General features: G+C 66.7%; 26 protein-coding genes. 15 read left to right on the top strand and 11 right to left on the bottom strand.

Annotation, left to right across the window (positions count from 1 at the left end):
- Window positions 1–3 precede the first annotated feature (3 nt).
- Window positions 4–441, bottom strand: a complete 438-nt coding sequence (locus ACP7BY_RS14240; protein WP_137902472.1) for an MAPEG family protein — start codon at window positions 439–441, stop codon at window positions 4–6.
- Window positions 442–654: 213 nt separating this feature from the next.
- Between ACP7BY_RS14240 and rpmF the strand changes: the two genes are divergently transcribed.
- From rpmF to ACP7BY_RS14215, 5 genes are all read left to right on the top strand, one after another.
- Window positions 655–834, top strand: coding sequence for a 50S ribosomal protein L32 (rpmF, locus tag ACP7BY_RS14235; RefSeq protein WP_010406047.1), 180 nt, complete (start codon window positions 655–657; stop codon window positions 832–834).
- A 40-nt stretch (window positions 835–874) separates the two neighbouring features.
- Entirely contained in the window at window positions 875–1,906 is a 1,032-nt protein-coding gene (plsX, locus tag ACP7BY_RS14230; RefSeq protein WP_033965872.1) for a phosphate acyltransferase PlsX, read from the top strand.
- Complete coding sequence (locus ACP7BY_RS14225; protein ID WP_033965871.1) at window positions 1,903–2,862, top strand: beta-ketoacyl-ACP synthase III; 960 nt, start codon at window positions 1,903–1,905, stop codon at window positions 2,860–2,862. Before plsX ends, ACP7BY_RS14225 begins: the two co-directional genes overlap by 4 nt.
- Before the next feature lie 91 nt (window positions 2,863–2,953).
- Window positions 2,954–3,253 (top strand): integration host factor subunit alpha, encoded by a 300-nt coding sequence (locus ACP7BY_RS14220; RefSeq protein WP_029622769.1) that lies wholly within the window; start codon window positions 2,954–2,956, stop codon window positions 3,251–3,253.
- An 8-nt stretch (window positions 3,254–3,261) separates the two neighbouring features.
- Entirely contained in the window at window positions 3,262–3,651 is a 390-nt protein-coding gene (locus ACP7BY_RS14215; RefSeq protein ID WP_033965869.1) for a MerR family transcriptional regulator, read from the top strand.
- Between the two features lie 55 nt (window positions 3,652–3,706).
- Here the strand turns inward: ACP7BY_RS14215 and pepN are convergent, their stop codons facing one another.
- Window positions 3,707–6,322: an aminopeptidase N gene (pepN, locus tag ACP7BY_RS14210; RefSeq protein WP_137902471.1), complete on the bottom strand. Its 2,616-nt coding sequence runs from the start codon at window positions 6,320–6,322 to the stop codon at window positions 3,707–3,709.
- Between the two features lie 97 nt (window positions 6,323–6,419).
- On the opposite strand from pepN, the gene ACP7BY_RS14205 reads away from it, so the two are divergent.
- Window positions 6,420–8,027 (top strand): M28 family metallopeptidase, encoded by a 1,608-nt coding sequence (locus ACP7BY_RS14205; protein ID WP_137902470.1) that lies wholly within the window; start codon window positions 6,420–6,422, stop codon window positions 8,025–8,027.
- A gap of 1 nt (window position 8,028) precedes the next feature.
- Window positions 8,029–8,865, top strand: coding sequence for an NAD(P)-dependent oxidoreductase (locus ACP7BY_RS14200; RefSeq protein ID WP_137902469.1), 837 nt, complete (start codon window positions 8,029–8,031; stop codon window positions 8,863–8,865).
- Here the strand turns inward: ACP7BY_RS14200 and ACP7BY_RS14195 are convergent.
- From ACP7BY_RS14195 to ACP7BY_RS14185, 3 genes are read right to left on the bottom strand one after another with little or no spacing between them, the layout of a single operon-like run.
- Window positions 8,775–9,692: a DMT family transporter gene (locus tag ACP7BY_RS14195; protein WP_137902468.1), complete on the bottom strand. Its 918-nt coding sequence runs from the start codon at window positions 9,690–9,692 to the stop codon at window positions 8,775–8,777. The genes ACP7BY_RS14200 and ACP7BY_RS14195 overlap by 91 nt on opposite strands.
- Window positions 9,689–10,690: a threonine aldolase family protein gene (locus tag ACP7BY_RS14190; RefSeq protein ID WP_137902467.1), complete on the bottom strand. Its 1,002-nt coding sequence runs from the start codon at window positions 10,688–10,690 to the stop codon at window positions 9,689–9,691. The genes ACP7BY_RS14195 and ACP7BY_RS14190 overlap by 4 nt, the downstream gene beginning before the upstream one ends.
- A gap of 41 nt (window positions 10,691–10,731) precedes the next feature.
- Window positions 10,732–12,879: a transglycosylase domain-containing protein gene (locus ACP7BY_RS14185; protein ID WP_137902466.1), complete on the bottom strand. Its 2,148-nt coding sequence runs from the start codon at window positions 12,877–12,879 to the stop codon at window positions 10,732–10,734.
- Between the two features lie 213 nt (window positions 12,880–13,092).
- Here ACP7BY_RS14185 and ACP7BY_RS14180 point away from each other — a divergent pair, with 213 nt between their 5' ends.
- From ACP7BY_RS14180 to ACP7BY_RS14170, 3 genes are read left to right on the top strand one after another with little or no spacing between them, the layout of a single operon-like run.
- Window positions 13,093–13,683, top strand: a complete 591-nt coding sequence (locus tag ACP7BY_RS14180; protein WP_033966586.1) for an NADPH-dependent FMN reductase — start codon at window positions 13,093–13,095, stop codon at window positions 13,681–13,683.
- On the top strand, window positions 13,676–14,869 hold the full coding sequence (locus ACP7BY_RS14175) for a molybdopterin-dependent oxidoreductase (protein ID WP_137902465.1): 1,194 nt from the start codon (window positions 13,676–13,678) through the stop codon (window positions 14,867–14,869). The genes ACP7BY_RS14180 and ACP7BY_RS14175 overlap by 8 nt, the downstream gene beginning before the upstream one ends.
- The gene (locus tag ACP7BY_RS14170; protein WP_033966582.1) at window positions 14,866–15,213 is read left to right on the top strand and encodes a hypothetical protein; all 348 of its coding nucleotides are present in this window, start codon (window positions 14,866–14,868) and stop codon (window positions 15,211–15,213) included. The genes ACP7BY_RS14175 and ACP7BY_RS14170 overlap by 4 nt, the downstream gene beginning before the upstream one ends.
- On the opposite strand, the gene ACP7BY_RS14165 is transcribed toward ACP7BY_RS14170, so the two are convergent.
- The 3 genes from ACP7BY_RS14165 to ACP7BY_RS14155 form a co-directional block, all read right to left on the bottom strand.
- Window positions 15,204–15,965 (bottom strand): sulfite exporter TauE/SafE family protein, encoded by a 762-nt coding sequence (locus ACP7BY_RS14165; protein ID WP_033966581.1) that lies wholly within the window; start codon window positions 15,963–15,965, stop codon window positions 15,204–15,206. The two genes, ACP7BY_RS14170 and ACP7BY_RS14165, sit on opposite strands and share 10 nt — an antisense overlap.
- A 194-nt stretch (window positions 15,966–16,159) precedes the next feature.
- Window positions 16,160–17,368 carry a 23S rRNA (adenine(2503)-C(2))-methyltransferase RlmN gene (rlmN, locus tag ACP7BY_RS14160; RefSeq protein ID WP_033966579.1) on the bottom strand — a complete coding sequence of 403 codons (1,209 nt, stop codon included), beginning with the start codon at window positions 17,366–17,368 and terminating at the stop codon, window positions 16,160–16,162.
- 32 nt (window positions 17,369–17,400) lie between these two features.
- Window positions 17,401–18,366 (bottom strand): NAD(P)H-binding protein, encoded by a 966-nt coding sequence (locus tag ACP7BY_RS14155; RefSeq protein ID WP_033966589.1) that lies wholly within the window; start codon window positions 18,364–18,366, stop codon window positions 17,401–17,403.
- Between the two features lie 86 nt (window positions 18,367–18,452).
- On the opposite strand from ACP7BY_RS14155, the gene ACP7BY_RS14150 reads away from it, so the two are divergent.
- Window positions 18,453–19,346 carry a LysR family transcriptional regulator gene (locus tag ACP7BY_RS14150; protein WP_249340805.1) on the top strand — a complete coding sequence of 298 codons (894 nt, stop codon included), beginning with the start codon at window positions 18,453–18,455 and terminating at the stop codon, window positions 19,344–19,346.
- On the opposite strand, the gene ACP7BY_RS14145 is transcribed toward ACP7BY_RS14150, so the two are convergent.
- Together ACP7BY_RS14145 and ACP7BY_RS14140 are read right to left on the bottom strand one after the other, a co-directional pair.
- Window positions 19,336–19,818 carry a hypothetical protein gene (locus ACP7BY_RS14145; RefSeq protein WP_033966576.1) on the bottom strand — a complete coding sequence of 161 codons (483 nt, stop codon included), beginning with the start codon at window positions 19,816–19,818 and terminating at the stop codon, window positions 19,336–19,338. The two genes, ACP7BY_RS14150 and ACP7BY_RS14145, sit on opposite strands and share 11 nt — an antisense overlap.
- The gene (locus tag ACP7BY_RS14140) at window positions 19,815–20,468 is read right to left on the bottom strand and encodes a histidine phosphatase family protein (protein WP_137902464.1); all 654 of its coding nucleotides are present in this window, start codon (window positions 20,466–20,468) and stop codon (window positions 19,815–19,817) included. Before ACP7BY_RS14140 ends, ACP7BY_RS14145 begins: the two co-directional genes overlap by 4 nt.
- A 137-nt stretch (window positions 20,469–20,605) precedes the next feature.
- Between ACP7BY_RS14140 and ACP7BY_RS14135 the strand changes: the two genes are divergently transcribed.
- From ACP7BY_RS14135 to ACP7BY_RS14125, 3 genes are all read left to right on the top strand, one after another.
- Complete coding sequence (locus ACP7BY_RS14135; RefSeq protein WP_033966575.1) at window positions 20,606–21,283, top strand: outer membrane protein; 678 nt, start codon at window positions 20,606–20,608, stop codon at window positions 21,281–21,283.
- A 147-nt stretch (window positions 21,284–21,430) separates the two neighbouring features.
- The gene (dnaN, locus tag ACP7BY_RS14130; RefSeq protein ID WP_033966574.1) at window positions 21,431–22,543 is read left to right on the top strand and encodes a DNA polymerase III subunit beta; all 1,113 of its coding nucleotides are present in this window, start codon (window positions 21,431–21,433) and stop codon (window positions 22,541–22,543) included.
- Window positions 22,544–22,622: 79 nt separating this feature from the next.
- Window positions 22,623–23,402 (top strand): Coq4 family protein, encoded by a 780-nt coding sequence (locus ACP7BY_RS14125; RefSeq protein ID WP_033966573.1) that lies wholly within the window; start codon window positions 22,623–22,625, stop codon window positions 23,400–23,402.
- A 282-nt stretch (window positions 23,403–23,684) separates the two neighbouring features.
- Here the strand turns inward: ACP7BY_RS14125 and ACP7BY_RS14120 are convergent, their stop codons facing one another.
- Window positions 23,685–24,251, bottom strand: a complete 567-nt coding sequence (locus tag ACP7BY_RS14120) for a carboxymuconolactone decarboxylase family protein (protein WP_033966588.1) — start codon at window positions 24,249–24,251, stop codon at window positions 23,685–23,687.
- 99 nt (window positions 24,252–24,350) lie between these two features.
- On the opposite strand from ACP7BY_RS14120, the gene recF reads away from it, so the two are divergent.
- Entirely contained in the window at window positions 24,351–25,406 is a 1,056-nt protein-coding gene (gene recF / locus ACP7BY_RS14115; RefSeq protein ID WP_137902463.1) for a DNA replication/repair protein RecF, read from the top strand.
- The last annotated feature ends 43 nt before the right edge of the window (window positions 25,407–25,449 follow it).

The raw sequence follows: 25,449 nt of genomic DNA, 5'->3' as shown, positions 1-25,449 counted from the left end.
GGCTCAGCCCGCGCGGACGGCGCTCGGGGCGGTCACGCTGGTCGCCGCGTGTGGCAGATAGGGCAGCACCACCGCATAGCCGCCCAGGCCGAGCAGCAGCGCGAACGTAATGATCGTGCCGACCATCCGTCCGCCGGGCAAACCTTCCATCCCGAGCGCATGGCCGACTCGGCCAAGCAGGAACACCGCGCTCGCCACCCACAGCCACAGCGACGTGCCTGTGGTGTATTCGATCAGGGCGATCAGGATCAGGATGAAGGGCGTATATTCGACGAAATTCGCATGTGCGCGCATCCGGCGAATCAGCAAATCGTTGCCGCCGTCGCCAATATCGATCTTGGCCTTGGTCCGGACCGAGCCGGTGCGCATGGCGAGCCACAAATTGAGCAGGGCGGCGGCACCCGCTGTCATCAATGTGATTGGCAACATGATCGAACTCATCGTTCTTCTCCCCCAGAAAGTCCGGTAAACCGTGTGATGCGGCCTTGGCATCCATTCCCTGAGCTTGCAACGCCGCGCAGAATCGCTATAGGCCGCCATCTTCGCGATTTGTCTGGCATCGGTGCCGCTTGCGCGGCCAACCTCAGGCGTTGGTTGCGGAGAGCCCGAACCGGGCGTATCGCACCTGTCAGACAAGCATAAGGTTTCGCCGAAATGGCCGTCCCCAAAAGAAAAACCACGCCGTCCAAGCGCGGCATGCGTCGTTCGCACGATTCGCTGACCGTCGCGTCGTTCCAGGAATGCCCGAATTGCGGCGAACTGAAGCGTCCTCACAATCTGTGCCCGTCGTGCGGCCATTATAACGGTCGTGAGATCGTTTCGGTCGAAGGCTGACCTGACGCAACGCTCGGACAGTGAACAGGGGGCGGCCAGCGTGACGAACAGCTCCCGGATCGCGATCGATGCGATGGGTGGCGACGAAGGGCTGGCGGTGATGCTCGCCGGGGTGGCGCGTGCCCGCCGCCGGTTCGAGGACATGCGCTTCATTCTGGTCGGCGACGAGGCAGCGATTCGGGCTGGGCTGTTGAACCACCCCAACCTCACCGCGCATTCCGAAATCGTCCATGCGCCGGAGGTTGTCGGCTCGAGCGACAAGCCGAGCCAGGCGATTCGCCGCGCCAAGACCACATCGATGGGTATTGCCATCGACATGGTGAAGCAGGGCCGCGCTGCCGCTTGCGTGTCGGCGGGCAATACCGGTGCGCTGATGGCGATGTCGAAGCTGTCGCTGCGCATGATCCCGGGGATCGACCGCCCGGCGCTGGCGGGGCTGATGCCGTCGCTGGGCGACAATGACACGGTCGTGCTCGATCTCGGTGCCAATACCGAGTGCGATTCGCGTAATCTCATTCAGTTTGCCGTGATGGGCGCGGCCTATGCGCGCACGACGCTGGATCTCGCGCGCCCGCGAGTCGCGCTGCTCAACATCGGCAGCGAGGACCAGAAGGGCACCGAGACGATTCGCGACGCCGCCACCGCCTTGCGCGCCGCCGCGCATCTTCCACTGGAATTTACCGGCTTCATCGAAGGCGACAAATTGTCGCGCGGTGATGTCGATGTGATCGTGTGCGACGGCTTTTCCGGCAATATCGCGCTGAAAACCGCCGAAGGCACCGCGCGGTTCGTCGCCGATCTGCTCAAGCGGGCTTTCCGGTCTTCGGTCCGCTCGAAGATCGGCTTCCTCATCTCGCGCCCCGCAACCGAATTACTGCGCCATCATCTCGACCCGAATAACCACAATGGTGCCGTTTTTCTGGGGCTTAACGGGCTGGTCGTTAAAAGCCACGGCGGTGCCAACGAAGTGGGCGTGGCCACCGCAATCGCGGCGGCGGCGAAGATGGTGCGCGATGATCTGACGCGGCGAATCGCGGAAGATCTGGGTGATTTCGAGAAAAAGGCGGCATGATGCAAAGCGTGATTATCGGCACCGGATCGGCGCTGCCGACGCGGCGCGTGTCCAATGCCGAGCTGGCCGAAACCGTCGACACCTCGGACGAATGGATCGTCGAGCGCACCGGCATCCGCTTCCGTCACATCGCCGGCCCTGACGAGACCACCGCCACGCTGGCCGCAGACGCCTGCCGCGCGGCGCTGGGTTCCGCCGGTATTGCGGCGCAGGACATCGATTTGATCGTGCTGGCGACGGCCACGCCGGACCAGACCTTCCCGGCCAGCGCGACCAAGGTGCAGGCGATGCTCGGCATCGATGATTGCGTGGCCTTCGATGTCGCCGCCGTCTGTTCGGGCTTTCTCTATGCGCTGCAGGTTGCCGACAGCATGTTGCGCAGCGGGGCCGCCAGGCGTGCGCTGGTGATCGGTGCGGAGACCTTCAGCCGTATCCTCGACTGGGAAGACCGCGCGACCTGCGTGCTGTTCGGCGATGGCGCGGGCGCAGTGGTGCTGGAGGCGCAGGACACGGGCGCACGCGGCATTCTCGCGGTGCGGCTCCACGCCGATGGCCGCCATAACGAACTGCTTTATGTCGATGGTGGTCCCTCGACCACCGGCACTGTCGGCAAGGTGCGGATGAAGGGGCGCGAGGTGTTTCGCCACGCCGTCGTCAATCTCGCCTCGGTGATGACCGAGACGCTGGCCGTTGCCGGGCTTTCGGCGGGCGATGTCGACTGGCTGGTGCCGCATCAGGCCAATGCCCGCATCCTGGATGCAACGGCGCGCAAGCTCAACCTGTCGCCCGACAAAGTCGTCGTCACGGTTGACCAGCATGCCAACACTTCGGCCGCCTCGGTTCCACTCGCGCTCGATACCGCGGTCAAGGACGGGCGGATCAAGCATGGCGATCTGATTGTGCTGGAAGCGATGGGCGGCGGCTTCACCTGGGGTGCCGCGGTGATTCGCTTCTAATCCCTTCTTACGAGGAAGTAACTAGTACTTTCAGTCAAGCACTTCTGTGTGTTAGGTCGGTTCTCTACCATTCTTCGGGGAGGGAAACGGAATGGCATCTGTAGGAACGTTGACACGGGCCGATCTGGCGGAGGCGCTCCATAATAGTGTTGGCCTGTCGCGCGCGGATTCGTCCAAGCTGGTTGAGCAAATCCTTGGCCATATGTGTGGTGCGCTGGCCAAGGGCGACAACGTCAAGATTTCGGGCTTCGGCACCTTCGTCCTGCGCGACAAGGGCGAGCGCGTCGGTCGAAATCCAAAGACGGGCATCGAAGTCCCGATCGCGCCGCGCCGCGTGCTTACCTTCCGCGCCAGCCAGATGATGCGCGATCGCATCGTCGACGCCGACTGACGCTGACCATGGCGGTTCCGCCCGCGAAAGCCGACGCTCCTGCTGCAGCGGAGTCGGGCGGCAAGGCGGCGGGCGCGTATCGCACGATCGGGGAATTGTCGCGGGAGACGGGGCTGCCGCAGCATATCTTGCGCTATTGGGAGACCCGCTTCCCCCAGCTGCGACCGCTGCAGCGCGCCGGCAATCGCCGTTATTACCGTCCCGAGGACGTGGCGCTGGTCCGGCGTATTGCGGCGATGCTGGAGCAGGACGGCTATACGATTCGCGGCGTGCAAAAGGCACTGTTGCTCGAGGGCAAACCACCGTCGCCCCGCAACGCCGCGCTGGATAACAGAGCGCGGGACGCAATTCTGGCGGTGCGCACCGCTTTGGCAACGGCCCTCACCGACGACGCGTGAGCGGCGTGCCGAAGGGAGGGGAAGCGGAGGACAGCGCCCGCTTCCCGCGCGTGCTTCACCCGTCCAGGCTGCGCGACGCCTGTTCCGCCATATCCTTCGACAAGCCCGGCACCGCCACGATCCGTTCGAGCTGCGCGCGCATCAGCGCGGCGCGGCTGGGGTCGAAGCGCTTCCAGCGGCCGAGCGGGGGAATCAGCTTGGCGGCGGTTTGCGGGTTGATCCGGTCCAGCGCGATCAGTTGATCGGCCAGGAAGCGATAGCCCGATCCATCGGCTGTGTTGAAGGCGCGCTGATTGACCCCGAAGGCACCGATCAGCGCGCGTGCGCGATTGGGGTTGGCGAGCGTGAAATCGCGATGCTGTGACAGTTCCAGCACGATCGCGCCGGTGTCGTCGCGCGGGGCCATCGCCTGCACCGAGAACCATTTGTCGAGCACCAGCGCATTGTCGCTGTAGCGATTGTAGAAGATGTCGAGCGCAGGCGTGCGCTGGGTGGAATCGCCCGCGACCAAGGTGGTCAACGCGCTTTGCCGGTCGGTCATATTGTCGGCGGCTTCGAATTGCGCGAACGCCAGTGCGCCCGCGTCACCCGCCCCCGACGCCGCAATATAGCCGAGCGCCACCGATTTCAGCCGCCTCAGGCCCTTGGCCTCCGGCGAATAGACATAGCCGTCGGTGGTGGCGCGGGCCGCATGATAGGCAGTGCGCCACGCATCCTCCAGCGTGCGCCCGATATCGCGGCGCAGGGCTTCGCGGGCGCGGAAGATCGCTTCGGGATCGACCACCGTCATCTGGTCGCCGATGAAGCTTTCCGATGGCAGCAGCACGGCTTCCGCGACGAAAGCGCGGTCGAGTTGCGGGTTGGCGAGCGTGCCGCCGATCGCGGCGATCACGGCGGTGTGATCGACGCGGGCACCACCGGCACTTTCCACCAGCGTATCGAGCATGAGTTGCTGCAACGCTTCGTAGCGCGCGAACGGATCGTCATCCTGCGCGGCGAGGAAGGCCAGGTCGGCGGCGCTGCGATCGGTCTCGAGGATCGCCGGGGCGGAGAAACCGCGGTTGATCGACAGGATCGGGCGTTCGCGCACGTCTTCGAAAACGATGCGGTGTTCCGCCTCGGTCAGCAGCACGGTTTGCTCGGGTGCATAGGGCTGTCCGCTGTCGGCCCCGAACAGTTTTACCCGCAACGGCAGCACGACCGGTTGCTTGATGCTTTGGCCCGGCGTCGGGGGGGTGTTTTGCGCCAGCACCAGTTCCGCGCGGCCCGAGCCTTGATGATGCAGCAGCGAGGCGGTGATGCGCGGCGTACCCGCCTGGGAGTACCAGCGGCGGAACTGGGTCAGGTCCGTAGCGCTGGCATCTTCCAGCGAGGCGACGAAATCCTCGCAGGTGGCCGCGGTGCCGTCGAAGCGGTCGAAATACAGGTCGGTGCCGGCGCGGAACGCCTGCGCGCCCAGGATGGTCGCCAGCATCCGGATGATCTCGGCACCCTTGTTGTAGATGGTGGCGGTGTAGAAGTTGGAGATTTCCTGATAGGAATCGGGGCGGATCGGGTGGGCGAGCGGTCCGGCATCCTCGGGGAATTGCGACGCACGCAGGCCGCGCACATCCTCGATCCGCTTGACTGCGGCCGAGCCCTGATCGGCCGAGAAGCACTGGTCGCGATAGACGGTGAAGCCTTCCTTCAGCGACAGCTGGAACCAGTCGCGGCAGGTGACGCGGTTGCCCGACCAATTATGGAAATATTCGTGCGCGACGACGGCGGCGATGCCGTCATAATCATAATCGGTCGCGGTGTCGGGGTCGGCGAGGATGTAGCGGCTGTTGAAGATGTTCAGCCCCTTATTCTCCATCGCGCCGAAGTTGAAATCATCGACCGCGACGATGTTGAACACGTCGAGATCATATTCGCGGCCATATGTCTGCTCGTCCCAGGCCATTGCGGCTTTGAGCGCGGCGAGCGCATGGTCGGTGCGCGGCACGTCGGCGGCGCGCACCCAGATGCCGAGCGCGACTTCGCGCCCCGACATCGTAACGAAGCTGCCGCGATTGACCGCGAGATCGCCCGCCACCAGCGCGAACAGGTAACAGGGCTTGGGGAAGGGGTCGCGCCACTCGGCCCAATGCTTGCCCTCGGGCAAATCGCCCGAGGCGATCGGGTCGCCATTGGCGAGCAGCACCGGATAGCGCGCCTTGTCCGCAGTCATCCGCACCTGGTAGCGGCTGAGTACGTCGGGCCGGTCGGGGAAATAGGTGATGCGGCGAAAGCCCTCGGCCTCGCACTGCGTGCAGAGGTTGCCGCCCGAGGCATAGAGGCCCATCAGCTGCGTGTTGCGCTCGGGCGCGATCTCGACCTCGGTTTCGACGACATGCGCCGAGCCCGCCAGCGGCAGCACCAGCGTTTCGCCCTCGATCGTCCAGTCATTGACCGCGACCCCGTCGACGCTGACCGACAATAGCGTCTGCCCCGCCCCGTCGAGCCGCAGCGGGCGATCATGCGTGTCGCTGCGCTGCACGTGCAGCATGGCCTTCACGCGCGTGCTGGCCGGGTCGAGGTCGAAGTCGAGCGCGATCTCGGGCACTTGCCAGTCGGGCGGCGTGTAATCCTCACGGCGCGTAACATGCGGCGTGGCCGTCGGCAGGGCGGAGCTGGTCTGGATATCGAGCATTCCCTGCGATGTAGGGCCCGCAACCGTGCCGTGCCACCGAAATCGCCCGTTTTGCGTGCGGTAATCCCTATGGTAGCGGGCCAGGATAGCAAAAGGGATGACGATGAAGATCTGGATGGCGGGCATGATTGCGCTCGCGAGCGCAAGCGCGGGGCTCGCGCAGGACGCGCCCTTGCCCGACGATCAGGCCGCGATGAAGGCGCATGTCCTGTTTCTTGCCTCCGATGCGCTGCGCGGGCGCGAGGCGGGCAGCCCCGAATATAGGATCGCCGCGGAATATGTCGCCGCGCAATTCTTTGCCGCCGGGCTGAAGCCTGCCGGGGATGCGGGCAGCTATATCCAGAAGGTGCCGCTGGTCACCTATCGCGCTGCCGACAAGGGCGATGTCGTGCTGACCGGCGCGGGCGCGGGCCCGCGCACGCTGGTCTTTGGCGAGGATTATGTGCCGGGCGCGGTGGCGAGTGCCGCGCAGACCGCGCTCGATGCGCCGGTGGTGTTCGTCGGCTATGGGCTGGTCGCGCCGACTTATCGCCGCGACGATTATGCCGGGGTGGATGTGCGCGGCAAGATCGTCGCGCTGTTCGCGGGCGCGCCGAACAGCTTCCAGAGCGAGGAACGCGCGCATTTCCAGAGCGTGGCGACCAAGGCGGTGATCGCGGCGCAGCATGGCGCGGTCGGCGTGGTGGTGCTGACGCGGGGTCCTCTGCCGGGGAACGGGGCGGGCTTCGACCGGCCGCGCACGACCTGGGCGCGCGCCAATGGCACGGGCGAGACCGTCGGCGCGCCGGTGCTGGCGACGCTCAGCGCGACCGGGGCGGCCAAGCTGTTCGCGGGCGCGAAGGCGCCCTGGAGCGATATCGTCAAAGCTTCAGCCGACCGCGAGGCGGTTCTCCGCGCGGAGCCGCTGGGCGTCAGCATGACGGTGTCGCTGAAGACGGCGTTCGAGGCGATGGGCAGCGGCAATGTCGCCGGGATGCTGCCCGGCAGCGACCCCAAGCTCGCCAAGGAGGTGGTCGTGCTGTCGGCGCATCTCGATCATCTCGGCGTCGGGCGGCCCGATGCCAAGGGCGACACGATCTATAATGGCGCGGAGGACAACGCCGTCGGTATCGCCTCGCTGATCGAGGAAGCCAAGCGTTTCAAGGCTTCGGGCAAGCGCCCGCGCCGCTCGATCCTGTTCCTGGCAGTGACGGCGGAGGAGAAGGGGCTGGTCGGCTCCGACTATTTCGCCAAGCACCCGACCGTGCCGATCTCCAGCATCGTCGCCGACGTCAATCTCGATATGCCGATCCTGTCTTACGCCTTTGAAGACATGACGGTGTTCGGGGCCGATCGCTCAACCTTGGGGCCGATCGTCGCGCAGGCGGTCGGCACCTTGGGGGTGACGATGTCGCCCGATCCCGATCCGGCGCAGGGCATTTTCGTGCGCTCCGATCATTATCGCTTCGTCCAGCAAGGCGTGCCCTCGGTGTTCCTGTGGCCAGGGCAGAAGGGGCCGGGCAAGGCGGCGACGGCGGAGTTCTTCGCGCACCGCTATCACCAGCCGGCCGACGACCTGTCGCAGCCGATCGACTGGGCGCAGGGCATCCGCTTCGTCGATGCCAATTATGCGATCGCACGCGCGATTGCCGATGGCGATGCGCGGCCGCGCTGGAACAAGGGCGATTTCTTCGGGTTGCTGTACAATGGCTATGGGGCGAAGTGATGTGCGGCTGCTGATCTTCGGGCTTGGCTATACCGCGCAAGTGCTGGCGGCGCGGGTGCGCGGCGCAGGCGGGGTGGTGGTCGGCACCACGCGCGACGGGCGCGACGGTACGATCCGCTTCGATGATGGCGCGGCGGTTGCGCTGGAACTGGGCGCGGCGACGCATATCCTGTCCTCGGTGCCGCCTGCGGGCGAGATCGATCCGGTGCTGGTCACCTATGGCACAGCCCTGCGCGCGAGCGGGGCGTGGCTCGGCTACCTGTCCTCGACCGGGGTTTACGGCGATGCTGGCGGGGCGTGGGTCGATGAGAGCGCCGCGATCGGCAGCGGTCGCCGCAATGCGCGGGCCGAAGCCGATGCCGCGTGGCAGGAGATCGGCGCTGGGGTGTTTCGCTTACCGGGTATTTACGGTCCGGGGCGGTCGCCGCTGGATCGTGTCGCCAGCGGTATGGCGCACCGCGTCGATGTCGCCGACCAGGTGTTCAGCCGTTGCCATGTCGACGACATAGCCCGCGGGGTGATCGCGGGGTTTGCGGCCCCGCCCGGCGCGTACAATCTCGCCGACGATGTCCCGGCCAGCCAGAATGCGGTGGTGGCGTTCGCGGCGCGGCTGTTGGGGCTCGCCGCGCCTGCCTTCGTGCCGCTGGAGACGCTGTCGCCAATGGCGCGCGGTTTCTATGCCGAGAATCGGCGGGTGGCCAACGGCAAGGCGAAGCGCGTGCTCGGCTGGAGACCGCTCTACCCCGATTACCGCGCGGGTCTGCGTGCCCTGAGCGCGATGATCAGGCCGCCGATCACCAGCGCCGCGCCTGCCCCGGCGAGCAGCGACCAGCGATAGCCCTCGAACAGGGTCGACAGGCACATGGCGATGACGGGGACGAGCACGCCCGAATAGGCCGCCTTGGCCGGGCCGATCACGCGGAGCACGCCGAAATAGAGCGGGAAGGCGATCGCCGAGGCGAACACGCCGAGATAGAGCGTGGCGGCGAGATAGGGTAAAGTCGGCTCGATCACCGGTGGCCCGGTCGTCACCCAGGCGAAGGCGGCGTCGAACGACGCGCCGATCAGCATGGCCACGCCGAGCGTCGGGATCATCGGATAGGCGCGCGCGGTGCGCGTGCCCTGCATGACATTGGCGGTCGAGGCGGAGAAGATCGCCAGCGTGGTAAAGCCGATCCCGGTCATCACTTCGCCGGGACCATGCGGATCGATCCGCATTTCGCGCAGGAACAGGAGGGTGACCCCGACCATCGCCACGCCGACCCCGACGAGCAATTGCCGCCCGAGCCGCTGGCCGAGAAAAATGAGCCCGAACAAGGCGTTGGGCAACAGCATCAGCGCGAACACCACCGCCACCAGCCCGGAGGCGATATGCGCCTCGGCACGATAGACGAAATTGAAGTTGAGGCAGAATTGCATCAGCCCGAGCAAGGCGGCAAAGCCCCAGCCGCGCGCATCGAGCTGGACGCGCTCGCGTCGGACGGCGGCATAGCCGAGCATCACGATCCCGGCGATGAGGAAGCGATAGGTGACCGACCAGCTTGGCGGCACCACGCCCAATTGCCCGCGAATGACCAACCAGGTCGACCCCCAGATCAGCGTGACGATGCCGAACGGGATCAGGATCGCGAGACGGCTCGAATTGGGGGGCGGATCGCCGCTCAAAGCGCGGCGATCGCATCGGCGAGCGGGCGGATGTCCTCGGGGCGCTGATTCCACGAAACCACCAGTCGCGCTTCGCCCGGACCCCAGTCATAGAAATCGAAACCAAGTGCGCGCAGTGCCTCGGCCTCGGTGGCGGTGACGCGCAGGAACACTTCGTTCGCCTCGACCGGGTTGACCAGCCGGTCGCCCGCAGCCTGCGCCAGCAAGGCCGCCCCGGCATTGGCACCCCGCGCCAGATCGAGCCACAGATCGCCGTCGAGCATCGCCAGCAATTGCGCCGCGAGATAGCGGCCTTTGGACAATAGCAACCCGGCGCGCTTGCGGCGATAGAGCGTCGCGGCGGCAAGCTCGGGCTTGAAGAAGATCAGCGCCTCGGCGCTCATCCCGCCATTTTTGATAAAGCCGAAGCTCAGCGCATCGACCCCGGCACGCCACGTCACGTCGGCGGGGGCGCAGCCGAGATGCGCGACCGCATTGGCGAAGCGCGCACCGTCCATATGCAGGCCGAGCCCGCGTTCGCGCGCGAGATGGCCGATCGCGGCGACGTCATTGGGGGAGTAGACCAGCCCATATTCGGTGGCGTTGGTGATCGAGATGGCGTGCGGCTGGACCTGGTGGACGTCGGTGCGCGTCGCATCGAGCAGGGCGCGGATCGAATCGGGGGTCAGCTTCGCGCCCTCGCCCTCGGCCAGCAGTAATTTGGCACCGTGCGTGTAGAATTCGGGCGCGCCGGCTTCGTCATTCTGGATATGCGCGTCGCGGTGGCAGACGATCGCGCCATGCGGCGGGCACAGAGCGGCGAGCGCGAGGCAATTGGCCGCCGTGCCCGAGGGCACCCACAGCGCGCGAACCGGGGTTTCGAACAGCTCCGAAAAACGCGCGTCGAGCTGCTTGCTCCAGCCGTCGCCGTCATACGCGGTGTCGAGCACATTGGCGTCGGCCATGGCAGCGAGGACGGTGGCGTGGACGGGGGCGGCATTGTCGGAGAAGAAGCGCATGGCACAGCAATGCGGGCGTGCTTGCCCGGCGTCAACCGGCGCTATTGGTCGTCGTTCGGATCACTCTGGTCGCGGCGCGGGGCGCGATCGTCGGGGGCATCGCGGCGGCGGTCGCGCTGGTCGGGGCGGGTGGGCGCGAAGTCGATTTCGCCATTGCGCAACCGTATCCGTCCGACGCCCGGAATCTCGCCCTCGACCGGGGGAATCGCGCTGGGATCGAGGAAGTTTTCGAGCGCGTCGCCCAGCGAATTGCCCGCATCGGGATCGACTTCTTCGACCGGTTCCGGCGCGGCGGCGGGGCCGACGCCGAGCGCGGTCTGCATGAAATCGCGCCACACCCGCGCCGGAATGCCGCCGCCCGACAGCCCGGCATTGGGGGTGTTGTCGTCATTGCCGACCCACACGCCGACCACGAGCCCATTGGCGAAGCCGACGAACAGCGCGTCGCGGCTGTCCTGCGTGGTACCGGTCTTGCCATAGGTCTTGACCGACAGAGCGGCGGCGCGCCCGGTGCCCGTCTCGGCCGAGGCGGAGAGCAGATCGAGCATCTCGTCATGGATGGTGCCATCGAGCGAATGGGTGCGATCGGTGAGCGCGGCGATGATCCCGTGCTCCGCCGGAGCGGCCTCCAGCCCGTGTGCATGGACCGGATAGCGTTCGGCGAGAATCGCGGCATAAGCCGAGGTCAGTTCGAGCAGCGACATGCTCGACGTGCCGAGCGCGATCGTCGCTTCATTGGGGATGGGCGAGGTCACGCCCAAGTCGCGTGCCGCCTGGATGACGTTGGCGACGCCGACTTGCTGGGTGATCCGTGCTGCTGCCACGTTGGAGGAGCGCGCGAACGCCTGGCGCAGCGTGATCGGCCCGAGATAGCGGCCATCGGCGTTCTTGGGCGACCAATTGGCGATGGTGATGGGCTTGTCGTCGATTACCGAATCGGGCGTCAGGCCGTGGCGCATCGCCGCGAGATAGACGAACAGCTTGAACGCCGAGCCCGGCTGGCGCTGGGCTTGCGTGGCGCGGTTGAACGGGCTGTCGGCATAGGATTTGCCGCCGACCATCGCGACCACGCGCCCGTCCGGCCGCATCGCCACCAGCGCAACTTGCGCCTGGCGCAAGCCCGCACGCCGGACCGCATGTTCGGCGGCGCGTTGCAGGCGGCGGTCGAGCGTGGTCTGCACCGTCGTCTCCGTCGCGATCTCGCCCGCGCGGTCGCGCGCCTCGGGCAGTACCCAATCGGCGAAATAGGTGCCGTTGGGCAGCACCTGGGTATGGTCGGCGATCGGGCGCGCCGGACGGACCGTGGCGGCCTCTGCCTTATCGAGAAAGCCCGCATCGACCATCGCCGCGACGACCAAGGCGGCGCGATCGCGCGCGCCCTTCAGGTTGATCGTGGGGGCGAGCTTGGATGGGGCCTTGACCAGCCCGGCCAGCATCGCCGCCTGGCCGATCGACAGATTTTCCGGCGTGCGCCCGAAATAATGCCGCGCGGCGGCGCGCAGGCCATAGACGTTGTCGCCGAAATAGACGTTCGACAGATAGCGCGACAGGATCTGGTCCTTAGTCAGCCACGCCTCCAGCCAGAAGGCGATCATCACTTCGCGAATCTTTCGCGCGGCGGTGCGATCCGAATCGAGAAAGGCGTTCTTGGCGAGCTGCTGCGTGATCGTGCTGCCGCCCTGGTCGCGCCCCTTGGAGGTGATGTTGTGGAAGAAAGCGCGGGTGATGCCGCGCGGATCGATCCCCCAATGCGTGCGGAAGCGCCGGTCCTCGATCGCCAGGAACGCGTTGGTGACGTTTTTGGGCAGCTTGGCGGCATCGACCGGTGCCCCCAGGATCGCGCCGCGCCGCGCGATCGGCGTGCCGTCATCGGCGAGCAGGGTGATGCTGGGCGGGGTCGGCGGCTGCAACGATTTCGACAAGGGCGCGGTGACCGCGAGCCAGCCGACCGCGAACACGAACAATACGATCAGCGCGGCGATGCCGCGCATGACCCAGCGCAGCCGGTTGGGCCGCTGCACCACCGGCAGGGTGGTCGTATAGCCGTCGTCCTCATCGGCGTAAGGCTCACCCTCGGCCTGGTAGCTCGGCCCCCCATGACGTTCGGGCGGCGGCATACCGCCGGTCAGCTCGAGCGCATCGTCCGCGCGCTGCGGCCGATCGGCCGGATCGAAGGGATAGGAACGCATGGACTAGATCCCGCTACACCGAAAGCGTGTGTTACTCATATAAAACAGATCGTGCAAGCAAGGGTCACGCATCGATGCCGGGTGTAGCAGCGCGGGGGGCAAGGCGCGAGGGGGAGCCGATCGGGCCCCAGTTGGCGATTGAGCCCGGCGCGCGCGCCCGCTATCGAACGCGGACCGTGGCCGTGTGCCGCCCCGCTGCGAAAGATTTCCCCGATGGCCGATTCCGCGCCCGATCTGCCCCTTGTCGTCGGGATTGGCGGCACGATCGGAGGGGTGTCCTCGACCGAGCGCGCGCTGGCGATCGCGCTGGACGCGGCGGCACGCGAAGGTTTTCGCACGCGCATGTTCGGCGGTGCCGACATGGCGCAGCTGCCGCTTTATGATCCAAGAGCGACGACGCGGACCCCGCAGGAGCGCGAGTTCGTCGATACCGTGCGGCAAGCCTCGGCGCTGATCATCGCCTCGCCCGGCTATCACGGCAGCATTTCGGGCGTGGTCAAGAATGCGCTCGACTTGCTCGAGGAAACCGCGCGCGATCCGCATCGTCCATATCTGGCCGATATGCCGGTCGGCTTGATCGCGACGGCCTATGGCTGGCAGGCGACGGGCAGCACCATCGCCGCGCTGCGCTCGATCGTCCATGCCCTGCGCGGCTGGCCGACGCCGTTCGCGGCGGCGGTCAACACGCAACTCACCAAATTCGATGCCGAGGGCGGCGCGAGCGACCCCGCCGTGATCGAACAGCTTTCGCTGGTCGGGCAGCAAGTCGCGCGCTTTGCGCCGCTGGCGATCCAGCATGGCTGAGTGGCTCCGCCAACCCATCGCGCGGCGCAGCGCGCTGACGCTCGGTGCGGGCGCACTGGCGAGCAGTCCGCTGTGGGCGCAATCCCTGGTCGATCTTGGCTTTTCGCAGGGCGATGGCCGCCGCCCGCTGACCGATGCTTTTCCGGGCAAGCGCGGCATGATCCTGCAGCGCGTGCGCGCGCCGCTGCTCGAAACGCCGATGGCGGCGTTTGACGGGGAATTGGGCGCATCGACCTTCACCCCGAACGACCGCTTCTTCGTGCGCTGGCATTATGCCGACATTCCGCTGTCGGTCGATGTCGACAGCTTCCGCTTGCAGGTCGGCGGGGCGGTCAAGCACCCGCTGTCGCTGAGCCTCAAGCAGCTACAGTCGCTGCCGCAAGTCGAGATCGCGGCGGTCAACCAATGTTCGGGCAATTCGCGTGGGGCTTTCGGTCCGCGCGTGGCGGGCGCGCAATGGGGCAATGGCGCGATCGGCAATGCGCTGTGGACCGGGGTGCGTTTGCGCGATCTGCTGGAACGTGCAGGCGTCGCGCCGGGCGCGGTGCAGGTGCAGTTTGCCGGGCTCGATCGTCCACCGGGCGATGCGCCGTGGTTCGCCAAGTCGCTGGCGATCGACCATGCCCGCGCCGACGAGGTGATCGTGGCGTACGGCATGAACGGTGCGCAACTCCCGCTGCTCAACGGCTTTCCGCTGCGGCTGATCGTGCCGGGCTGGTTCTCGACCTATTGGGTCAAGGCGCTTGACCGCATCACCGTGCTCGCCGCGCCCGACACCGGCTATTGGATGGACAAGGCCTATCGCATCCCGGCGACCCCGCGCGCAAACGTGGTGCCGGGGGCCAAGGATTTTCCGACCGTGCCGATCGGGCGGATGCTGCCGCGTGCCTTTTTCACGCGCGCCGATGTGGGCGCGGTGCGCGGCATCGCGCTGGGTGGGGCGGCTGGCGTGGCCAAGGTCGACTGGTCGATCGATGGCGGCAAGAGCTGGCATCCGGCGCAGCTTGGCCCCGATGCGGGGCGCTACGGTTTCCGGCGCTGGGCGGCTTCCGTCCCGCCGGGCGCGCAGACGGTGGCGGTGCGCACCACCAACACCAATGGTGAGACGCAACGCTTCGATCCGATCTGGAACCCCGGTGGCTATATGCGCAACAGCATCGAGACGATGAAGGTGACCCGGGCATGATGCGACGGCTTGGATCGATCGTCGCGCTGGCCGCAGTGGCGCTGCTGGCCGGGTGCGAGCGTTATGCCACGCCCGAGTCGCTGCGCGGCACGGGCGCGCCGATCGCGCTGACCTCGCAAAGCATCACTTTGCCCGACGAGACGGTGACGCTGCCCGCCAGTGCCGAGATCGTGACGGTCAACTGCACGGCGTGCCATTCGCCCGATTTGATCCTGAGCCAGCCCAAGCTCAAGCCCGAGCAATGGCAGGCCGAAGTGACCAAGATGCGCGGTGCCTATAAAGCGACGATCGATGAGAAGGACGACGGCAAGATCGTCGCGGCCTTGCTCGCACTTCAGAAATAGGCGCGCCAGAAAAACACCAAAGTGGTCGCGCCGGTGACGAACAAGGTCCAGCCGCGCACCACGCCGTGTGACAGGCGCTTGCCGATATGCGCGCCGATCCAGCCGCCGAAGACCGCGCCGACCAGCATCGGCAAGCACGCGGCCCAGGCGATCAGCCCGGCGAGGATGAAAATGATCGCGGCGGCGGCATTGGCGATGGCGAGCATCAAGGTGCGCGGCGCGAACAGGGCGCGCGGCGAAACGCCCGCGAGCAGGCCATAGACGGCGGTGGTCATCAACCCGACGCCGCCGCCGAAATAGCCACCATAAATGCCGAGCGCCGCCTGCACGACCACCAGCATGTGCGGCGTGATGGTGACGCGGCTGTGCAGCGCATCGGCGGCGCGTTTGCCGAAGGTGATGACGACGAAGGCGAACAGCAGCAGCCACGGGATCAGCAAGTCGAACACATGCGTCGGCGTCGCCCAGAGCAGCGCGCTGCCGGCCAGGCCGCCGACAAAGGTGATTGCGGCGAGCAAGCGGATGCGAACCCCGCCGATCGGCTGCAATTCGTCGCGAAACGCCCAGGCGCTGGTCGCGGCCCCCGGCAACAAAGCGAGGTTGGAGGTGGCGTTGGCGGTGTTGGCAGGCAGGCCGAGCGCGATCAGCGCGGGCAGCGTGGCGAAGGTGCCGCCGCCCGCCAGCGCGTTCATCGCGCCGCCTAGAAGGCCCGCGCCTGCAGCGAGGCCGATTGTCGTCAGATCCACCGTCATTCCGTCATGCCGGGCTTTGTCCCGGCATCGACCGTGCCGCACATTCCGCCAGACCGGTTTGTGACGCGCGCGACCGGGCGAGGCAAGGTGTGCAGCTCGCTGACCTCCGCCGTGCTCCTGCGCTGGCAGGAGCCCAGGGCTGCAAGCGCCACGCCCGTAACCCTGGGTTCCTGCCAGCGCAGGAACACGGGGGGTTAACCCAGCGCCGCCTGCTTTTCCTCGGCCAGCCGGTCGAGCTCGGCGCGGGTCCGCTTTTCGCTGGCGGTTTTCAGCTGCCCGCAGGCGGCATCGATGTCGCGTCCACGCGGGGTGCGCACCGGCGCGCTGATGCCGGAATCGAACACGATGTTGGAGAAGGATTTGATCCGCTCGGGCGTCGAACATTCATAGGGCGCGCCGGGCCAGGGGTTGAACGGGATCAGGTTCACCTTGGCGGGCAGATCGTATTTCTTCAGCAGCCGCACCAGCTCGCGCGCATCGGCGTCGCTGTCATTCTTGTCCTTGAGCATCACATATTCGAAGGTGATGCGCCGCGCATTGTTGGCCCCCGGATAATCCGCGCACGCTTGGAGCACCTGCTCGAGCTTGTACTTGCGGTTGATGGGGACGATCTCGTCGCGGATCTCGTTGGTGACGGCGTGAAGCGACACCGCGAGGTTGACCGAAATCTCTTCGCCCGCGCGCGCCATCAGCGGCACGACGCCGCTGGTCGACAGCGTGATGCGGCGGCGTGACAGGCCGATGCCGTCGCCATCCATCACGATCTTCAGACCATCGCGGACATTGTCGAAATTGTAGAGCGGCTCGCCCATGCCCATCATCACGATGTTGGTGAGCATCCGCCCCTCGGGCTGGCTCGGCCATTCGCCCAGCGCGTCGCGCGCGAGCATCACTTGCCCGACAATCTCGCCCGGCGTCAGGTTGCGCACCAGCCGCATCGTGCCGGTGTGGCAGAAGCGGCAGTTGAGCGTGCAGCCGACCTGGCTCGACACGCACAAAGTGCCGCGATCGGCGTCGGGGATGAACACCATCTCATAATCATTGCCGTCATCGGTGCGCAGCAGCCATTTGCGCGTGCCGTCGGTCGACACTTGCGCCTCGACCACTTGCGGGCGGCTGATCGTGAACCGCTGTTCCAGCCAGGGCTGCATGGCCTTGGAAATGTCGGTCATCAGCGCAAAATCGGTGACGCCGCGATTGTAGATCCAATGCCACAATTGCTTGGCGCGCAATTTCGCCTGTTTGGGGTCGAGCTGCGAAGTTTCCAGCGCCAACCGCAAATCGGCCTTGGACAGGCCGAGCAAATCGATTCGCCCGTCGCTGCGAGGCACCAGCGCGCGCGGCACGGGTACGGGATCGATATGCCCCGGAATGGGCATGGAGAGGGCTGGAGCTGTCTGCATCCGGGGCACATAGGCTAAAATGCCCGCTTTTTCTACTCCCGCCGATTTTCGTGCGGCAGGCAGCCGAGCGCGCGCAGCGTCGTGGCCATCGCCTGGTCGAGCGGGGTGTGCGGTTCCGCGCCCAATAGTGCCACCAGATCGCGATGGTCGAGCGCGAGCGGGTTGCGCCAGAAGGTGCGCATCTCGATCAATTCGCGCATGGTCGCGTTGAACGGTGCGATCAGCGGCAGCAGCGCCCAGGGCATCCGCCGCACGGGCAGCGCAGGATTGCCGACGGCGTGGCGGATGGCACCTGGGAACAGCGTGCCGTCGGGGTCGTAATAGCCCGCGAAATGATAGCGCGCGAAATCCGGCAGCGTGGCGTCCCGGTCGAGCAATTGCGCGAAGGTCTCGCCGACATCGGGCAGATAGGCCCAGCTATGGCCGATGCCGCGATCGCCGGGATAGGTGATGGCGGTAACCGGCTTGCCCGGGGTGACCATGCCCTGTGACAGCCAACTGCCACCCGGGCGCGGCCCGAAAAAGTCGCCAGCGCGCAGGATGACAGCGCGCATTCCGCCGCGACAGGCCGCTTCGATGCGCTGTTCCATCGCGACGCGGATGGCACCTTTGCGCGTCACCGGCTGCTGCGGAGAGTCCACCATGGCGACGGCGATGGTGCCGACATCGTAATTGTAGATCGTGCCTGGCAAGGCGAGCCGCGCGCCCACCGCCTGGGCCGCGGCGATGCTGTTGTCGAGCATTGGCAGCACCAGCCTGCTCCAGTTGCGATAGCCGGGCGGGTTGACCGCATGGACGATCGCATCGACGCCGTGTGCGGCATCGAGCACGGCGGCGGCGTCCATCGCGTCGCCGGCGAGCCAGGTGATGCCAGGCTGCGCGGCGCGCGGCGTTCGTGTCAGCGCGCGCACTTGCCAGCCGTGCGCGATCAACGCCCGTGCGGTTTCCCCGCCGACGCCGCCATTGGCACCCAAGATCAAAGCCGTTTTGTAGGTCATCTGCGCCTCCTGTTGCTGCGACATGGAGATACGCGCCCAGGGGGTTGTCGAAAATTGGCAAGAACTGCCAGGCCGCCTATACAAAAATGATGAGCATCGACTCGATCGACTGGGAGCGTCAGCGCGCCTTTCTGGCGGTGCTGCGGACGGGCAGCCTGTCCGGCGCGGCGCGGCTGCTGGATATCGCCCAGCCGACGGTGCGGCGGCGGATCGCCGAGCTGGAGGCGGCGACGGGGGCAGCGCTGTTCACCCGCACACCGGGCGGGTTGCAGCCAACCGAGGCAGGCCGCGCGGTGGCGGGCCATGCCGAGGCGATGGACCATGCCGCCGCCGCCTTCGCCCGCGCGGCGAGCGTTTCGGCCGAGGTCGCCGGGCGCGTGCGCATCTCGGCGAGCGAGATCATCGCGGTCGAAGTGCTGCCGCCGATCCTTGCGGGGTTACAACGTGCGCATCCGGGCTTGATGATCGACTTGTCGCCGACCAACCGCAATGAGGATGTCTTGCGGCGCGAGGCCGATATCGCGGTACGCATGGTCCGCCCGACGCAAGACGCGCTGGTCGCACAGCGCGTCGGCGATGTGCCGCTCGGCCTGCACGCGCGGCGCGACTATCTCGCCCAGTACGGGACGCCGGACAGCGTTGCCGAGCTCGCCGGGCATCGCATCATCGGCGTGGAGCATGACAATGCCATCTTGCGCGGGATGCGGGCGCAAGGCTGGCCGATCGACGTCGAGCGTTTCGGCTTTCGCAGCGATAACGACCTGGCCCAGCTCGCGGCCATTCGCGCAGGCCTGGGAATCGGTTTTTGCCAGATCGGGCTGGCGGCGCGCGATCGCGATCTTGTGCGGGTCTTGCCCGATACCGTAGCGGTGGCGCTCGACACCTGGGTCGTTGCGCATGAGGATCTGCGTGGCGTTGCGCGGATCCGGGCAACCTTCGATCATCTTGTCGCGGGCCTGCGCGCCTATATCAGCGCCTGAGGCAGCCGAGCGATGCCGCGTCGATGGCGGTTGCGGCTCCGCGCAGCGCATAGACATCGGCAAAGGGCGCACCGCTTTTGGCGAGCGTCTCGACACTCATGCTGCGGCTGGAGCGAATCGCGGTGACGATCGCGGCATCGGTGCGCGCATCGGGGGCCCAGGCGTCGGCATTGCCCGCGACCAGATCGAAGCGCCGCTCGCCCACCGACAGCGTGACGCGCGATTGCGGATTGCGTTCGCGGCTGAGGCGGATGTGGAGCTGGTTGCGCACGCCTTGCCCCGGCCAGGTGGCGATGCTGGCAAAGGGGCGCCAGGCGGACGCTCCGCCCGATTGCGCCGGGGCGGCGATCGCGTAGCAGCGCAGCGGAGAGGGATCGGTAAAGGCCCCCCAGCGATCGAACACGCCAAGCGACTCCCGCGCGGCGGCGGGGGCGGCGAGCAGGACCAGCAAAACCGCCACCCGGCGCTTCATGCAGGCGCGTGCCCCAGGCCGAGATGCACCACGCTTTCGATGCCGCGATCGATCATCACGACCGACCCCTGTGGCAGGCCGGGCGCTGCGGGTGCGCCATAACCGGGTGTGTCCGCAGCGTTCGTCATCACCCCGCGCAGTACCCGGCTGGAAATGCCGTGCATGATGACGAGCCGGTCGCCATGATCGGCGGCGGTATCCGCCAGCCAGCCGGACACGCGCGCCGCAATTTCGGGATAGGTTTCGCCATCGGGTGCGGGAAACAGCAGGCCGGCATCCCGATCGACCACGCGCGCACCCTCTGCCGCGAGATCCGCGTAATAGCGTCCGCCCCACGCGCCCATGTCGATTTCGACGAGCCGCGAATCGGTACGCGCCGCATGCCAGTCGAGTTCGAGATGCTCGGCGATCACCGCGAGCGTCTGCAACGCGCGTCCGGTGGGGGAGGCCCATAGCGTCAGCGGCGGGCGCGGCCCCAATTTTTCCCGCAGTGCCCGTCCCATTTCGTCGGCCTGGGCAAAACCGGCACGGGTGAGGGGGGTATGGGCATGGTCGCCCTGCAACCGTCCGGCGGCGTTGAACACCGTTTCACCGTGGCGGGCGATGAAATCGCGGCCCTTTCGTGGCGGCATCTGGGCGTTGGAATCCATGGCCTGCCTTTCAACCCCGTGTGACGCAAAAGCAACGGTTTTCCTCGTTGTCTGAGGTTCATGCAACTCCCCGCCGGGCTGCCTATTTGAGGGTTCCCCACGCAATACCAGTGGGATGTACCAACGGAGTTACCCTAATGCGCAAGCTAGCCCTCACCGCCACCGTTGCCGCTTTCGGCCTCGGCCTGGCCGCCCCCGCCTTCGCTCAGGACGGACCCCCGCCGTCGCGCGACGATGCAACCTTCACCGGCCCCCGCGTCGGCGTGATCCTTGGCTATGACAAGCTGCAGCCGGGCCGCGGTCCCAATTCCAGCATCAGCAGCGACCGCAAGGCCGATGGCCTGACCTATGGTGGCGATTTCGGCTATGACGTGGCGCTCAACCGTTTCGTGATCGGTGCCGAAGGTGAAGTCACCGGCTCGACCGGCGATGTCAGCAACGCACCGACCAGCGCCGCCGCGCTCGGCTATGGCCGCGTCAAGCAGGGCCGCGACCTGTATGCCGGTGCCCGCATCGGCTATGTCGTCGCACCGAAGACGTTGATCTACGCCAAGGGCGGTTACACCAACGACCGTCTCGACTTGACCGCCAACAACGGCACCACCACGACCGGCGCGCACTATAACCTCGACGGCTATCGCGTCGGTGCCGGTGTCGAGCAGAAGATCGGCCGCACCACCTACGCCAAGCTCGAATATCGCTATTCCAACTATGGCGATGCGCGGCTGGAATATGCCAATGGCGGCAACACCAACAATTTCAGCGTCGACACCGACCGTCATCAGGTCGTTGCCGGGCTGGGTGTCCGCTTCTGATGCAAGCTGCCTGTTTGCAGGCGTAAAACGGGGGTCGGGGCGCTTGCCCCGGCCCCTTTTATGTTTAAGGAAAGAGACACGGCGAATTGCCCCCGGCGCGTACGCGTCCGGCGGGAGTGAAGTGGGCGATGGGCCCGGGGGAACGACATGAAGGCGACGATCGAACGGGCGACTCTGTTGAAGGGCTTGAGCCACGTCCAATCGGTGGTGGAGCGGCGTAACACCATTCCGATCCTCTCCAACGTGCTGATCGAGGCGACGGCCGAGGGCGGCCTGAAGCTGATGGCGACCGATCTCGATCTCCAGATCAACGAGACCGTTGCCGCCGCAGTCGACCAACCCGGTGCGACCACGGTGTCGGCGCACACGCTGTTCGACATTTGCCGCAAGCTGCCCGAAGGCAGCCAGGTGTCGCTCGCCGCCGCCGACGGCAAGCTGACGATCATGGCCGGGCGCGCCAAATTCCAGCTCGGCACGCTGCCGCGCGACGATTTCCCGGTGATCGCCGAGGGCGAGCTGCCGGTGTCGTTCGAACTGCCCGCCGAGACGCTGAAGCAGATCATCGACAAGACGCGCTTCGCGATTTCGACCGAGGAAACGCGCTATTATCTGAACGGCATTTTCTGGCACGTGTCGGAAGACCCGCTGCCGGTGCTGAAAGCCGCCGCGACGGACGGCCACCGCCTGGCGCGCATCACCATGCCGCGGCCCGAGGGGGCGGAGGGGATGCCCGATATCATCATCCCGCGGAAGTGCGTGGCCGAGTTGCGCAAGCTACTCGACGAAGTCGACGGGTCGGTCGGCGTGTCGATGTCGGCGACCAAGATCCGCTTCGATCTCGGCCAGGCGCTGCTCACCTCCAAGCTGATCGACGGGACCTTCCCCGATTATTCGCGCGTCATTCCGACCGGCAATGACAAGATCCTCAAGATCGACCCGCGCAGCTTCGAGGAAGGCGTCGACCGTGTCAGCACGATCGCGACCGAGAAGACGCGCGCGGTGAAGATGGCGCTCGACCGCGACAAGATCATCCTCTCGGTCACCAGCCCCGAAAATGGCACGGCGGCGGAAGAAGTGCCGGGCGAATACACTTCGATGGGCTTCGAGATCGGCTTCAACAGCCGCTATCTGCTCGACATTCTCGGCCAGCTTCAGGGCGACACGATCGAAGTGCATCTGGCCGACGCCGCTGCGCCGACGCTGATCCGCGAGAATGACAAGTCTGCCGCGCTGTATGTGCTGATGCCGATGCGAGTGTGAGGGACGCCTCCACCTAAAGGCCGATTGACGTAGCGGCACCCGATCTTTATTGACATGCATGTCAGCAAGGATCGAGTCGATGGCCAAGCTTCCGCCTTTTCCGGGTACGACCGGGCGTCGCGACTGGCGCACCGCCTTTGATGCCATTCGCAAGCTGCTCGCCAATGGCGACGACACGACGCAGGTGTTCCGCATCATGCGCGCGCTGAATGTCGGCAACGCGCCGATGAATTACGCGCGGTTGATCGCCACCACGCAGGGCGGGCGGCTGGCTTCCGAGCAGGTCGAGCTGGCGGCGCGCTTTTCCGATCCGGCCTTTGTCGCGCAATTTGGGCCTGGCACGGTCGGTGCGGCGTATCGCCACTTTCTGGAAACAACCGGCTATTCCGCCGACGGGCTGGTCGCGGTCAGCAAGGTAATCAACGAAGATCAGGTTCAGCATCCTTATGCGTGGTTCGGTCGTCGCGTGCGCGACACGCATGACATCTGGCATGTGCTGACTGGCTATCAGGCCGATGAATCGCTCGGCGAAGCATGCCTGGTGGCGTTCAGTTATGCGCAGGTCGGCGGGCTCGGCTGGGCGTTCATCGCGGTGGCGGCGGCGCTGAAGAGCCTGAAGGCGACCGGCAACACGCTGTTCGCCCGCGCGGTGTGGGAAGGTTATCGTCACGGTCGCCGCGCGCAGTGGCTGTCGGGCGAGGATTATGAAGCCTTGCTGGCGGAGCCGATTGACGCGGCGCGCGCACGGTTGGGAATCGCGACGCCGACGGCCTATCTGAAGGCGCAGCGCGAGCTGGGGCCGGAGATGGCCTCTTATCTCAGCCAGCGGCGTGGTGACGCGGCACCGGTTGCTGCCTGATTCGATCACGATCGCGTTTCAAACGAATCGTACCCTGCGCCCCCGTTCGCCCTGAGCCTGTCGAAGCGCCCCTCCGCAGGCGACATCCTCGCTTGTGGGGGGGCTTCGACAGGCTCAGCCCGAACGGTGTGGGGGAGGCGGTGGCGGCCACTTCCCCCGTTCGCCCTGAGCTTGTCGAAGGGCACCCCTCCACCCCGTGAGCGCTGCGCTTGCGGAGAGGGGCCCCTCGACAATCTCATCCTGAACGGAATTTCGGGTATCCCCCTCTAAAACCCAGCGGCTCTAATCCCGCTCAGGCACCGGCACGTTGAAGCCGTTGAGCGTCATCGACACCAACGCATACAGCCCGACCAGATAGATCAGCTCATTGGTGCCGTGCTGGCCGAAGGTGTGCACCGCGAGCCGGTAGCACGGCTCGGGCAGCACCCCGCCATTGACCAGCGCAAAGGCCACATCATAGGCGACGCTCTCTTGCGGAGAGAGGTCGTGCGGCTTGATGTTGGCGCAAAGCTCGGACAGGCGCTGCGGCGACATCTGCTCATGCTCGGCGACCGCAATGTGCGCGTAGATTTCATAGGCCGCATCGAAATGCGCGCCGCACACCAGGATGGCGATCTGGCGCGGCTTGTCGTCGAGCGTCGCTTGCGCGGTCATCGCCTTGGTCAGCTCCCACACCGCCTTGCCGATCACCGGCTCGTGCAGCCACGGATTCCACGGGCCGATCAGCGCGCCATCGGCATTGACCGTCTTGAACACGTTGAAATTGGAGGCGATGCCCGCCTTCATGTCTTCGTAGAGCGGCTTTTGCTGCTCGGTCAGGTCGGCGGGGGTGATCAGGGGCAAGCGCATCGACGGTCTCCTTCGGCGCGGCAGCGCACCAGCGCCGCCTTGGTTCCTGAAAGCTGCGCGGAAATTGCGAAAGCTGCGCGACAGGGTAGAGCGGACGCGATGCTCACGCGCCTGGTCCTGACCGATTTCCGCAACCATGCCGATCTGGCGATCGCGCCGGGGCCGGGCTTTGTCGTGCTGACGGGCGAAAATGGCGCGGGCAAGACCAATGTGCTCGAAGCCGTATCGCTGCTCGCGCCGGGGCGGGGCTTGCGCCGTGCGAGCCTGGGGGAAATGGCGCGGCAAGGCGGGCGTGGCGGTTTTGGCGTAGCGGCGGAGCTGGTCGGCGACGTTGCGATCGCGACCGGCACGCAGGCAGCCGCCCCCGAACGCCGGATCGTGCGCGTACAAGGCGCGGCGGTGGCGGCGACGGCGCTGGCGGAATGGCTCACGGTCTTGTGGCTGACCCCGGCGATGGACCGGTTGTTCGTTGAGCCGGCGGGCGAGCGGCGGCGTTTTCTTGACCGGCTGACGCTGGCGCTCAGTCCCGGCCATGCCATCCACGCCAATCGCTATGAAGCCGCGATGCGCGCGCGCAATCGCTTGCTGGGGGAGGAGGGCCCGCCCGACCGCGACTGGCTGGCCGCGCTGGAGGCGCAAATGGCCGAGCACGGCGCGGCGATCGACGCGGCGCGGCGCACGACCGTGGTGTCACTTGGCGAACGGCTGGCCGACCAGCCCGAAGGGCCGTTTGCGCGCGCCGGGCTTCGCCTCGAAGGGTGGACCGACGGTGGCGCGACGCTGGCGGCCGATCTGGCGCAGAGTCGCGCGCGCGACGCGGCGGCGGGCCGCGCGCTGGTCGGCCCGCATCGCAGCGATCTGGCGGTGACGCACCTCGGCAAGGGGCAAGCGGCGGCCTTGTGCTCGACCGGGGAACAGAAGGCGCTGCTGCTGGGGCTGATCCTCGCCCATGCGGGGCTCGTCGCGGAACGCACCGGCGCGCCACCGATCCTGCTGCTCGACGAAGTGGCCGCGCATCTCGACCCCATGCGCCGCGCGGCCTTGTTCGAGCGGCTGGCGGGCAGCGGGCAAGTGTGGATGACGGGCACCGAGCCTGCGCTGTTCGCCGAGCTTGATGGAGCGGCGGTGCGGCTGACGCTGGGCGCGGGCGGGTAACGGTACGGGAGGCCCAGCGGCTGCATCCACGATTGCGCGGCGT

The organism is Sphingomonas sp. PSPC2-2, from assembly GCF_049897725.1.
Lineage (GTDB): Bacteria > Pseudomonadota > Alphaproteobacteria > Sphingomonadales > Sphingomonadaceae > Sphingomonas.
The sequence above is the reverse complement of the archived record's forward strand: the minus strand, read 5'-3'. Positions and strand labels throughout refer to the sequence as shown.